Below are 11,607 nucleotides of genomic sequence, written 5' to 3'. Positions count from 1 at the left end.
GGCGGCTGGGCTGCGACTCATGCTAATCAGGATGAAGTCTTCTTAGCTCCGAGATGACATGGTGTAGAGAAGGTAGCCAATCACAGTTCTCTACCCCTAACAAGCATAGATGGTGCATGTGGCAGGTTGAGCTCCAGGTCGCGGTAAGGAGAGGCCTGGATGGCCTCGATCAGGTCACCTCCCGTCCGACCGTATTGCAGGCGGCGGTATTCCTCGGCAGCAACGACAACTACCTCATCGCGACCATGCACAATGACACGCTGGGGCCCTTCACTATGCACGCGGCGCACCAGCTCACTGAAACGTTCTTTGGCTTCCTGTAGTACCCAGTAGCCTTGCTGTGGAGATGTGTCCGATCTTGTTTTGTCCATGCGCCACCTCGGAAATTCCAGTCAGCCTGACTGGAATAGTCGCTTGGACTCATGCCTTCAAGAGGAAGTGCTGCGTTTTCCTTACCTTCCGTGCTTAGAACAGGCGCTTTACGGGTTGGGAAAACAGACCGCCGTTAACCAGTAGCTAAGCCGCGGCCTCTTCGTGACCACTGCACTTGTCAGCACTGGCCATATAAAGGCTTAATGCCCAATATTTCAGGCAAATGATCTTTAGGTTGGCAGGACTAGAAGTCCCCTTCACTCCGACACAGTGTTACTCCCGCCCTACGTCCCGCGCCTCCCAATGCGGGAAATACTTCCGCACCAGCGCATTCAGTTCCAGTTCGAAGCCCCGTAGCCGCGCCAGTTCATCGGCATCCGTCTGCCTGCCATCCGCCGCAGCGGCCGCCTGTATCATGCCCGCGCCGGCGGTAGCATTGCTGAGCCGATCGATAACGATGAAATTGCCACTGCCTCTGCAATCGCGATAAGCGTCGAATACCACCGGCGCATTCAAGGCGATGCGGCACAGTCCAATCTCGTTCAGCCCCAATTGCGCCGCTTCCGATTCGGCCAGCGAATTCACATCGACGCGGTGCAGAATGCGCTCGACGCGGCCGAACACCTGCTTGCCGGCCAGCTTGAACGCGTATTCCTTGCCTGGCAGCAGCGGCTGCTCGTTCATCCAGACGATATGGGCATCGAGCACCGACGATACATGCGGCGCCGGCTCGCTCGGCTTGACCAGCATATCGCCGCGCGAAATATCGATTTCGTCTTCCAGCGTCAGCGTAATCGCTTGGCCGGCCTGGGCGCGCGGCTGCTCGCCGGAGAAATCGACGATGGCCTTGACCCGGCTTTGCTTGCCGGAAGGCAAGACCAGCACGCTGTCGCCCGGCTTGATCGAGCCGGCGGCAATCGTGCCGCAAAAGCCACGGAAATCCAGATTGGGCCGGTTCACGTATTGCACCGGCAGGCGGAAGGCATTGAGCGGCACATCGTGGTCGACTTCGATGGTTTCCAGCAATTCCATCAAGGTTGGGCCGCCGTACCAGCCGGCGCGTTCGCTGGCGCTGACGACATTGTCGCCGCGCAAGGCCGAGATCGGCACGAAGCGGATATCGGGGATCGCCAATTGCCCGGCAAAGCCCAGGTACTCTTCGCGGATCCGCTCGTAGACGCCCTCGTCGAAATCCACCAGGTCCATCTTGTTGATGGCCACGATAACGTGGCGTATGCCCAGCAGGCTGACGATAAAGCTGTGCCGCTTGGTCTGCGTCTGCACGCCGCGGCGGGCATCGATCAGGATAATGGCCAGGTTGCAGGTGGATGCACCGGTCGCCATATTGCGCGTGTACTGCTCATGGCCCGGGCAATCGGCAATGATGAATTTGCGCCTGTCGGTGCTGAAGTAGCGATAAGCGACATCGATGGTAATGCCCTGCTCGCGCTCGGCTTGCAGGCCGTCGACCAGCAGCGCCAGATCGATCTCTTCGTCAGTGGTGTTGTACTTCTTCGAATCGCGCTGGATGGCGGCCAACTGGTCTTCGAAGATCAGCTTGGAGTCGTGCAGCAGGCGGCCGATCAGGGTGGACTTGCCGTCATCGACATTGCCGCAGGTGATAAAGCGCAGCAGATCCTTGTTCTCGTGCTGTTTCAGATAGCCCAGGATGTCGCCGGCGATCAGTTCGGATTGGTGCGACATCAGAAATACCCTTCCATCTTCTTCTTTTCCATCGAACCGGACGAGTCGTGGTCGATCATGCGGCCTTGCCGCTCGCTGGTCTTGGTCAACAACATTTCCTGAATGATTTCCGGCAAGGTGGCCGCCGCCGACTCGACCGCGCCGGTCAGGGGGTAGCAACCCAGGGTGCGGAAACGTACCCGGCGGTTTTCGACCTTTTCGCCGGGGCGCAGGTGTTTGAGTATCCGATCGTCATCCACCATCAGCAGGGTGCCGTCCCGTTCCACCACCGGCCGTTCGGCGGCGAAGTAAAGCGGCACGATCTCGATATTCTCCAGATAGATGTACTGCCAGATATCCAGCTCGGTCCAGTTCGACAGCGGAAACACCCGTATGCTCTCGCCCTTGTCGATACGGGCGTTGTAGATATTCCACAGCTCGGGGCGCTGGCTCTTGGGGTCCCAGCGATGATTGCGGTCGCGGAAGGAATAGACCCGTTCCTTGGCTCGGGATTTTTCCTCGTCGCGGCGCGCGCCGCCGAAAGCGGCATCGAACTGCCATTTGTTCAGCGCCTGCTTCAGCCCCTCGGTCTTCATCACGTCGGTATGCTTGGCGCTGCCCGAGTCGAAGGGGTTGATGCCGGCTGCCACCCCTTGCTCATTGATATGCACCAGCAGGTCGAAACCGTACTTGCGCGCCATCTGGTCGCGAAAACGGATCATCTCCTGGAATTTCCAGGTGGTATCGACATGCAGCAGCGGAAAAGGCAGCTTGCCGGGGGCAAAGGCCTTGAGCGCCAGGTGCAACATCACCGCCGAATCCTTGCCGATGGAGTACAACATCACCGGATTGTCGAACTCGGCCGCCACTTCGCGGATGATATGGATGGACTCGGCTTCAAGCTGCTTGAGGTGCGTGAGCCGGAAATCGGAAGGCTGGGTCATTCTTCGGTCGCTTGATGTCGGTAAATGCCGGCAGGAAAAGTCCCCGGCAGACAGACGTTTTACCAGATGCCCCGTGCCGGTAGAAAAACCGAATCGCTATATGGATAGTTAGCTAGCATATGGACCGGGCGCACTGGACCGGCAACGGGTAAAATCCAGGCTTACGCCAATACGCGACCCGCCATGCTCAGCTATCGTCACGCCTTCCACGCCGGCAATCACGCCGACGTACTCAAGCACTATGTGCTGACCCGCCTACTCGATTACCTCAACCAGAAGGATAAGCCCTACTGGTATATCGATACCCATGCCGGCGCCGGCTGCTACCAGCTGGATATCGGCTATGCGGCCAAGAATGCCGAATACCTCAACGGCATTGGCCGCCTGTGGCATCGGCAGGACTTGCCGGAAGGCTTGGCCGCCTACGTGGACCTGGTAAAGGCCTTGAATCCGGATGGACAAATGCGCCTCTACCCGGGTTCGCCGCTGGTCGCCCTGCCGCTGTTGCGGGCCGAGGACAGGCTGCGCCTGTTCGAGCTGCACCCGACCGACTTTCCGCTGCTGGAACAGAATATGGCCCGCGCCGGCCGCCGCGCCAAGGTGGCCAAGGGCGACGCCTTCGCCGGCCTCAAGGCCTTGCTGCCGCCACCGCCGCGGCGCGCCCTGACCCTGATCGACCCGCCCTACGAAGACAAGCAGGATTATCAACGCGTGGTCGATTCGCTGGACGATGCCTTGGTCCGCTTTGCAACCGGTGTCTACGCGGTCTGGTACCCCATTCTGCAAAGGGCCGAATCGCGCCAATTGCCGCAAATGCTCAAGCAATTGCCGGTGAAGAGCTGGATGCATGTCAGCCTCACGGTGCAGAGCCCCAGCGCGGATGGGTTCGGCATGCACGGCAGTGGTTTGTTTATCCTCAACCCACCCTGGTTGCTGCACCTGGAACTGCAGGACACCCTGCCCTACTTGTGCGATGCATTGGCTCTCGATGCAGGTGCCAGCTTTCAATTGGAGCAAATGGCAGGTTAACGCGAATTGGCGGGACAATTCGCCGAGAAAATCGGGGCAACGGTACGGAAGCGCGGTTAAGCATTGTGCTTTGCCGTCAGGTTGTCCGGCCGTTGGCAGGACTGGATAGGATGTGTATTGAATAGGGTGTCATCAGCGCCCCGCTGTTTGCTTCAAACAGCGCCTACCCTGTAGCTCGACTTAGTTTTCGGGGCGCCTCGGTACTTACGGCCGCCTCTCCTGTTGCATCTGCTGCTGACTTGGAATTGGAATTGAAACGGCCCTTCTTTGCCTTGAAGCGGGCAATCTTAACTTTGGTATCGGCACTGACCTTCTTGGTCTTGGAATGGGCCAAGGCGCCCTTGGCGCTTGCCGTCTTGGTCGCGCTGCAGCAAACAACCGTACCTAGCAGGCTATCAGCTGGAATTCTCAGTGCATCGCGCAGCTTCCGGATCATGTTCAGGCTGAGGCCTCGCCTACGATTGAGCACCTCGGAAACACGGTTTGGCTTGCCAATGAACGGCTCCAGATCCTTGTTCGACATGCCGAGCTGATCCATCCGGAACTTTATAGCTTCGATGGGATCAGGCGACTCTACCGGGAAGTGGACATCTTCATAGGCATGTACCAAGGTCACCAGCACCTCGAAGTGATCGGCCTCTTCCGTGCCCGGCTCGGGCTCTGCGTCGAAGTAGGCCGAAACCAGCTTGATCGCTGCTTGATAGTCCGCATCGGTACGGATCGGTCGGATATCCATGTTCAATACTCCATATCTACAGTAGCGGCGTCGATCTTGTCGTACTCGGCATGGGTGCCGATGAACTTGATGTAGACCGCACTGATTCGGTAAGCCACAGCAACAATCAGTCGGTAGTCATTTCCTTTGATGTTGAACACCACCCGGTTGTTGCCTACGAAGCTAGCCGAGGCGTAGCTATTCTTGATGTCCTGCGGCGATTGCCACGCTGCCTTGCTGACTTCCTCGTACCACGCCAGTAGGGGCTGCTTGGCGGCGGGGTGACGTTGTCCGAATTGCATAAGCGGAGGGCGTTTGATGACTCGCATAAGTTGAATCATAGTCCCAATTTGGGACAAGTCCTAGCCGCTACCCCAGTAAATAGTCCCATTCCGGGAGTCAGCATTGGAGCGGCCAGATTGTCCGACCCCGGCAAGACCACGCTACATGCGGATCCGTACCGAGTGGTGCAAGTAGTTAATGATATGCGTGTCGTGATACGGCGATATTCGTACCCGCAGGAGTTGCCCATGCTGGGTGTACACGCAAAAAAACCAGCGGCGCGAGCCGCTGGCTTGAAAGACTGCTGCACAGTATCCGGGGGCTTAACTACGCAGCAGTGACAGGACCTGATTGGGAAGGGCATTGGCTTGCGCCAGCATGGCCGTTCCCGCTTGTTGAAGAATTTGCGCCCGGGTCAGGTTGGCGGTTTCCTGGGCGAAGTCCGCGTCACGGATGCGGGAGCGCGAGGCCGTGAGGTTTTCGGTGTTGACCTGCAAGTTGGCGATGGTGGCGGCGAAGCGGCTTTGCAGGGCACCGAAGGCGGCGCGCTGGCTGGTTACCGTCGTCAGCGCGCTATCGATGATGCGCAAGGCCCGGGTGGCGTTGTCGAAGGTGCTGATATCCAGCGTGGAGACCGATTGCAGCGTGGATGCGACGACCGCGCCGGACACCACCGCCAGACCGGATGTACCGGCTATGCCCGAACCCGAGGTCGCCACCGTCCCGCTGGTAAAGCTGAAGCCGCTGGTGATCATCGAGTACGACTTATCCGAATCCAGCGTCACCTGGCCGCCTATGCGCAGGATATTGCCCGAAGCCCCCGCGCCCGCCGTGGTGCCGGCGCCCGAACCCTGCGCCGAAATCGAAATGGTATTGCCGTTCGCACCCGACAGGCTGATACCGCCGCTGACCGTATTGGCCGCTGTCTGCAGCAGGATGTCGCTACCGTCATCGGCGGTCAGCACGATCCCGGTGTTGTCACTGTTCAGGCGGGCGGTGATGCCGGTCTGGGAAGCCTTGTCATTGAACGCGGTCAGCACATCCGACAAGCCTTGGGCCGTGCGCGGATCGGAGATCGTGAAGTTGATATTGACTGTATTGGTGTTGGCGCCCGTCACATTCAGGGAATAGGACTGGCCGGTCACGCCGGTAAAGGCGATGGTGGCCACCGTGCGCGCCGTCGCCCGCACGCCGGTATTGCCGACGCCATTGATGGCTGCCGCCACATCGCGCGCCGACGATCCGCTATTGATGGTGTTGATGGCCGCCGAGCCGTTGCCGCCATTGATGGACAGCACGGGATTGGCCAGGATGCCCGACACCACCGTGCCGCTGGTCATCTGGATGCCGGCGGTGGTCAGGCCGGTACCGGTGGTCGCATAGGTCGCGGTCTGGAAATTGCCGACCTGCTGCGTACCGTAGTTGGTGGTGCGCAGATTGTGGGTGGTCGCGGTAATGGTCTGGTTGGCATTGGCGCCGATCTGGTAGATCGAGGTGCCGAAGGTGCCATCGAACAGTTTGAGGCCGTTGAAGTCGGTCGAGACGGCGAAACGGTCCAGCTCGGCGACCAACTGGGTCACTTCCGAGTTCAGTGCCGCCCGGTCGCCGGCGGAGTTGGTGGCATTGGCCGATTGCACCGACAGTTCGCGCACCCGTTGCAGGATGTCGCCCATCTGCTGCAAGGCACCCTCACCCACCTGAGCCAGCGAAACGCCGTCGTTGGCATTGCGCAAGGCTTGTTGGCCGCCGCGAATCTGGGCGCTGAAGCGCTCCGAGATGGCCAGCCCGGCGGCATCGTCCTTGGCGGAATTGATGCGCAGCCCGGATGAAAGGCGCTGCAGGGAAGTGGACAGGCCCTGGGCCGAGTTGTCCAGGTTCCGTTGCGCGTTCAGCGACGGAATATTGGTGTTGATGACTTGCATGATTACTCTCCTTTTGCCGTGTGCCCTGGGTAGCAGGACGCGGTCAAACTCGATCACCGAATGGAAGCGTCGCGTCGATCGCCTGCGCTTCCCCACGGTTGCCACCCATGCCCCCGGGCAACAAACCGACTGCCAAAGACCGCACGCCGTGGATTCTCTCCATCCGGCACGGGAGGAGCCGTTCGCTTTCGCGTAGATTTGGCCCATCCTTCTGCGTATCCCTGTCCCATCCCTGCCTGGCCGACGCTGCGGCCCGGTGGCGAAACGCCTGTAATCGTTTCGGTCTTGCGTTCCGGCCTACTGCGATTGCCGGAGTCCGCTAGACGGTTGGGACGGGTGACTATATGCAAAGGGTGTGCCAGCGCGAAAAATGGCGCGTAAGCGGTGGAAATTGGTCAGAACAGCCTGATTCGGCAGAGAAAAAGAGAGAAATTCACCCGGATCGCCGCGCAAGCGGCAAGGACTGCCCATCGCGCAGGGTGACCGGCAAGCATCGTGGCAGGGATTGCCGGTCACCCGGCGGGACACCACGGAATCGATCGCTTGCTGGGAACCGAAGCTCATGGGGTCGGCCCAAGCAAACTGGCGCTTATGCGAGAAAAATGGGCGCCAGTATTTTTCAGTTTTTTTGCATCCTATTAATTTAAATGCATGATTCTATATCATGGAAGGACCTGACAATGGAAACCACCACAACCAAATTCGACCCTAACAAATTTCCCGAAGATCCTTTTAAAAAAAATAATCACGACCCCGGCGGACTGGAAGTGTTTGAAGTATCGATAGGTAAAATCAGTTCGGTCGAAACACCTCTGCCAATTAACACAATCGCTGCCAACCCCGCAGCCGGTACCGGCGAGCCTGGCACTCCGCCGGACCAAGCTCCGGCAAATGTTGAAAAAATGGACAAGCAAGAGCAAGAAAATGCGGTGAAGCGGCTAAAAGAAAAATTGGACGCACTAAAAAAGCAAGTTGGGGCATTGACCGAGGCAGAAAAAAAATCACGAAACCGCCGTGAAGAAAATAAATCTGATTATCACACGCAGCTTCAGCAGCTTAAGAAGATACACGCGCAGCATCTCACGGTTGTGTCCGGGCTGCTGCAGCAAGAATATCGCCCCATACAGAAGGAGGATAAACGCACGACGCTCAGCCGTCCGGCAAATCAATCACCAGAGCGTGCGCATTGGCGCCTTCATCCGGTAACGGAAAAAGGCCAGTAGTTCCGCCGGGCACGGTGGCGTTCAGGCGGAATATACTATTCCATATCCACTCATATCAAAAGTGGCCCGCTTGGCGACTCGTGCACGAATACATCGGCTTCGCGGTCATCCGGCGGGACGCTACGAAACCCAACGCCTACCGGGAACTTCGCCGCATATCAGTGGACCAATGAAACTGGCGCTTGCTGAAAAATTCAATAGTGCCAATTTTATTTTATATTAATTTATTTTTAAAGGTTTTAATAATGAACATTGCCTCTATTTCAACAAACTCTTGCAGCCCAACCAATTATTGCAATCAACCTTTAAGATTAGTTAAAAGGGTGCATGACCACGGCCCGACCGAGAAATACATCACACTGACATATAATAACGTGATGGCATTTCGTGAAAATCCAAATTATATACCCAAACCAAGGAATATTTTCAATCCTTCGGCTGCAGCCACTCCCACTCCCAGCCTGGGGAAGCGGCCTTCCCCGGACTGGGAAAAACTTGAAAAAGAGCCAAAACAAGCAGATGTACTTGAGAAGTCCCTGCAAGAAGACTGCGAATCACTGAAAGAGCAAGTCGCACGGTTGAATGCGAATATAGATAGGCTGGAAAAGCAATATATACAAAATGAAGTGGATTTCAACGCGGCAGTTGAGGAGGAAAACAGGTCTCACAATCAATACATGACAAAATTGGAGACGCTCTATAATGCGAAACGTCACGCCAGAAACCTGAGTGCGCATATTGTTTAAGCCATAGTGCTCACGCACGCGGCAATTCAAACACCGGCGCCTGCGCCTCCGCGCCCTGTTCCAGGAAGTGTATAAAGGCCAGCAGCTCCGCCACCGCACGATAGAGTTCAGGCGGAATATGCTGATCCAGATCCACCTGCATCAACAGGGCGACCAATTCGGGCGACTCGTGCACGAATACGCCGGCTTCGCGGGCTTTTTCGATAATGGTCCCGGCCACCAGTCCACGCCCCTTCGCTACCACGGTAGGCGCGTTGGCCCCCTCGCGATAGGCCAGGGCAACGGCTTGCGGCTGGGGCGGACGCCGTGGCGGGGCGGCCATATCAGCCCTTCCCGCTCACGACGGCGACCTGGTTGCCGCTCAGCTGCAGGCCGGCGGCATCCAGCTGGGCTTGCAGACGGTGCTGTTCCGTCCTGATGCGGTCGGCCGTTTCCGGGTCGGTCACGCGAAAGCCCACATCGACCTGTTTACGGTCCATCAGGCTCACCAGCACATCCACTTCGCCCAGGTTCGGCAGGGTCAGCCGCAGGCGTGTGCGCCAGACGGTAGGGGCATCGGGTTCTTCGCTGTCGCGACGGCCTTCCTCCTCCACCTCCCAGCGCAAGGGTTGGCCCGGCCAGGCCTGGCCCATCCAGACCAGGTGCCGCTGATCCAGCAACTGCAGCTGCTGCTGTACCAGTTGCCGTGCCGAGCTAGGCATATTCTCCAGCTCTCGCAGGCTTCGTTCAACCGCCAACTGCTCCGTCCGCACCGCTTCGGTTTCATCCGTCCCGGCCGCCATTTGCATATTCTGGCCGACGCCGCCATCCAGCCGCTCACGCGGCAAGGCACCGGCAGAATTGGCCGCCTTGCCGGTTCTTGCCGGGTCGCTCCAATTGGCCGGCGGCTCCTTCAACAGCTGTGCCAAGGTCCGCTCGCCATCGGTCCATTCGGCCAGGTGCGACTCATAGAACAGCCCGCTTTCACTCAGCACCTGCTTGAGGGTATCGGCCAATTTGGGTGTGTTGATGCCTTCGCCCGCGCTCAGCAATGCAGCGTTACGCGTCAATAAACTAGCCTGGGCGGGTTCTTCGGCGGCCTCGGCCAGCAAGCCGCCCAGAAAACGAGCCGTTTCGCTCAGTTCGACAGCGGTGGAGCCATCCTTGGGCGGTGGCGGCAAGGGCACGTCGCCCATGCCCTGCTGGCGCGGCAACAAAAATGTCAGGCGGGGGGTGTTGCCCAGCACCCGCATATCGAAGGATTCGCCGGGCTGGGTATTGCGAGGCAGGTTGAGATCGAGCAGCTGTTCCTTGACCAGCACGGCGAATCGGCCGCTGGTTAGTTGACCGGTAACGGTCGCCCTTACCTGCTCGCCCACCGTGAAAAGCTGCTGGATCTCCTGGACCGCATCGACCACCTGGACCAAGGGCAGATCGCTGGGTTTGACATAGCTTTGTAGCTGGGCGACGAGTGCGTTGGCTGGGATCATTGCCGGTCCGCCTCACAGGCGCGGCGCGGCCCGGTACAGCGCTACGATCAGCTCGGCCTCGCCACGGGAAATGCCGCAGCCGAGCGCCACGGCCGATGAGTCCAAACCTTGCTGCGCCAGCCGCATGGCTTGGGAATAAGCTGTTTCTTGAGGGGCTTGTTCGGGCGGACGGATTTTCGGTTCCGTCTCGCGCAGGCCGGCCAACTCCCGTCGCAAGGCGGACAACTGGTCTTCCAGCAATTCCAGCCGCTGCGACAGCTCATCGCCGGACTTGAACTGGCGGGCTTGCCGCCAAAGCAGTATCAATGCGAGCGCCACCAGGGTGAGGGAAACCGGCAGCAGCCACTGCCAGCCTTGCATCAATAAGCCATTCATGTCTGAAAGCCTCTACGATAGCTTGCTGCTGCTTAGTGAAACGCGCTAAGCACCATAAGCTCGGACCAATTTTTTGCCATTGACCCGGGTTTGGTCGATTTCCTCCAGAATAGTCGAAACTTCGCCTCGCCATGCGGCCAAACGCGCCACGACTTCTTGATTGGCACCATCGGTTTCCTGAATCAGCGCGACCATTTGCTTGGCCAGCTCGGTCTCCACGCCAACGGGCACCGGGCTGGACTCCAGCCTTTGCAATGCAGCCTGCTGCTGGGGTACCGCTTCGAGCAATTCATCCCAGGCTTCCTGCCTGGCAAGCTGTAACAGCGCCAAGGTGATCTTATGCAGCGCCACATGCAATTCCTGCCACTGTGCGAGTTCAGACACGGCCATAACTCAGGGGCTTCCGATCAGCGTGCTGTGTTGGTTCTTCGGTGGGCGTACCGAGCGTCGCTTGCGGCTTCTCTATCGACTCCCAGGCTTCCCTCAATTGCGACAGCAGCCCCTGTACTTCTTCCAGGGCCGCTAGGTCATTGTTCAGATTAGCATCGAACAAGCGGCGGCTCATATAGTCGTAGAGGGTGTCGAGGTTGCCGGCGATCTCGCCGCTCTTGCCCACGTCCAGGCTGACCCGCAGTCCCTCTTCAATTATGGCAATTGCCTTGGAGATCGCCACCCCTTTCGGACCGATTTCTCGATTCTGCATATGCGCCTTGGCCAGGAATATCGCTTTCAAGGCGCCTTCGTACAACATGCTGATCAGCTTGTGCGGCGAGGCATGCTCCACCTCCAGCTCGATGCTGCTCTGCCCGTAGGCGTTCAATGCGTTCTTGATATTGCTGGCCATATC

14 protein-coding genes are annotated in these 11,607 nt (G+C 58.5%); 3 read left to right on the top strand and 11 right to left on the bottom strand.

The window, feature by feature from the left end; all coding sequences use genetic code 11:
• Nucleotides 1-80 precede the first annotated feature (80 nt).
• The 3 genes from FNU76_RS25345 to cysD form a co-directional block, all read right to left on the bottom strand.
• Nucleotides 81-371, bottom strand: coding sequence for a type II toxin-antitoxin system Phd/YefM family antitoxin (locus FNU76_RS25345; RefSeq protein ID WP_144280310.1), 291 nt, complete (start codon nt 369-371; stop codon nt 81-83).
• Between the two features lie 274 nt (nt 372-645).
• The gene (gene cysN, locus FNU76_RS22650; protein WP_144280309.1) at nt 646-2,076 is read right to left on the bottom strand and encodes a sulfate adenylyltransferase subunit CysN; all 1,431 of its coding nucleotides are present in this window, start codon (nt 2,074-2,076) and stop codon (nt 646-648) included.
• Complete coding sequence (gene cysD / locus FNU76_RS22645; protein WP_223879385.1) at nt 2,076-3,053, bottom strand: sulfate adenylyltransferase subunit CysD; 978 nt, start codon at nt 3,051-3,053, stop codon at nt 2,076-2,078. The genes cysN and cysD overlap by 1 nt, the downstream gene beginning before the upstream one ends.
• 129 nt (nt 3,054-3,182) lie before the next feature.
• Between cysD and FNU76_RS22640 the strand changes: the two genes are divergently transcribed.
• Entirely contained in the window at nt 3,183-4,028 is an 846-nt protein-coding gene (locus FNU76_RS22640; RefSeq protein ID WP_144280307.1) for a 23S rRNA (adenine(2030)-N(6))-methyltransferase RlmJ, read from the top strand.
• Between the two features lie 163 nt (nt 4,029-4,191).
• Here FNU76_RS22640 and FNU76_RS25100 read toward each other — a convergent pair whose 3' ends face one another.
• From FNU76_RS25100 to FNU76_RS22625, 3 genes are all read right to left on the bottom strand, one after another.
• The gene (locus tag FNU76_RS25100; RefSeq protein ID WP_308418582.1) at nt 4,192-4,764 is read right to left on the bottom strand and encodes a helix-turn-helix domain-containing protein; all 573 of its coding nucleotides are present in this window, start codon (nt 4,762-4,764) and stop codon (nt 4,192-4,194) included.
• A gap of 2 nt (nt 4,765-4,766) precedes the next feature.
• Nucleotides 4,767-5,045, bottom strand: a complete 279-nt coding sequence (locus FNU76_RS22630; RefSeq protein WP_308418581.1) for a type II toxin-antitoxin system HigB family toxin — start codon at nt 5,043-5,045, stop codon at nt 4,767-4,769.
• A 303-nt stretch (nt 5,046-5,348) separates the two neighbouring features.
• Entirely contained in the window at nt 5,349-6,947 is a 1,599-nt protein-coding gene (locus FNU76_RS22625; protein ID WP_308418580.1) for a flagellin N-terminal helical domain-containing protein, read from the bottom strand.
• A 680-nt stretch (nt 6,948-7,627) separates the two neighbouring features.
• On the opposite strand from FNU76_RS22625, the gene FNU76_RS22620 reads away from it, so the two are divergent.
• Together FNU76_RS22620 and FNU76_RS22615 are read left to right on the top strand one after the other, a co-directional pair.
• Nucleotides 7,628-8,170, top strand: coding sequence for a hypothetical protein (locus FNU76_RS22620; protein WP_144280305.1), 543 nt, complete (start codon nt 7,628-7,630; stop codon nt 8,168-8,170).
• 245 nt (nt 8,171-8,415) lie between these two features.
• Nucleotides 8,416-8,916, top strand: a complete 501-nt coding sequence (locus tag FNU76_RS22615; protein WP_223879147.1) for a hypothetical protein — start codon at nt 8,416-8,418, stop codon at nt 8,914-8,916.
• A gap of 10 nt (nt 8,917-8,926) precedes the next feature.
• Here FNU76_RS22615 and FNU76_RS22610 read toward each other — a convergent pair whose 3' ends face one another.
• From FNU76_RS22610 to fliS, 5 genes are read right to left on the bottom strand one after another with little or no spacing between them, the layout of a single operon-like run.
• Nucleotides 8,927-9,238 carry an EscU/YscU/HrcU family type III secretion system export apparatus switch protein gene (locus FNU76_RS22610; protein ID WP_144280303.1) on the bottom strand — a complete coding sequence of 104 codons (312 nt, stop codon included), beginning with the start codon at nt 9,236-9,238 and terminating at the stop codon, nt 8,927-8,929.
• Between the two features lies 1 nt (nt 9,239).
• Nucleotides 9,240-10,385: a flagellar hook-length control protein FliK gene (gene fliK / locus FNU76_RS22605; RefSeq protein ID WP_144280302.1), complete on the bottom strand. Its 1,146-nt coding sequence runs from the start codon at nt 10,383-10,385 to the stop codon at nt 9,240-9,242.
• 12 nt (nt 10,386-10,397) lie between these two features.
• Complete coding sequence (locus FNU76_RS22600) at nt 10,398-10,760, bottom strand: DUF2802 domain-containing protein (protein ID WP_144280301.1); 363 nt, start codon at nt 10,758-10,760, stop codon at nt 10,398-10,400.
• Between the two features lie 45 nt (nt 10,761-10,805).
• Nucleotides 10,806-11,144, bottom strand: coding sequence for a flagellar protein FliT (locus FNU76_RS22595; RefSeq protein WP_179958251.1), 339 nt, complete (start codon nt 11,142-11,144; stop codon nt 10,806-10,808).
• A complete protein-coding gene (gene fliS, locus FNU76_RS22590; RefSeq protein ID WP_144280299.1) occupies nt 11,137-11,604 on the bottom strand; it encodes a flagellar export chaperone FliS in 468 nt (155 codons plus the stop codon). Before fliS ends, FNU76_RS22595 begins: the two co-directional genes overlap by 8 nt.
• Nucleotides 11,605-11,607: the final 3 nt, after the last annotated feature.

It is taken from the genome of Chitinimonas arctica, assembly GCF_007431345.1.
Taxonomy (GTDB): Bacteria; Pseudomonadota; Gammaproteobacteria; order Burkholderiales; family Chitinimonadaceae; genus Chitinimonas; species Chitinimonas arctica.
This window is presented reverse-complemented; position numbering and strand designations above follow the sequence as displayed.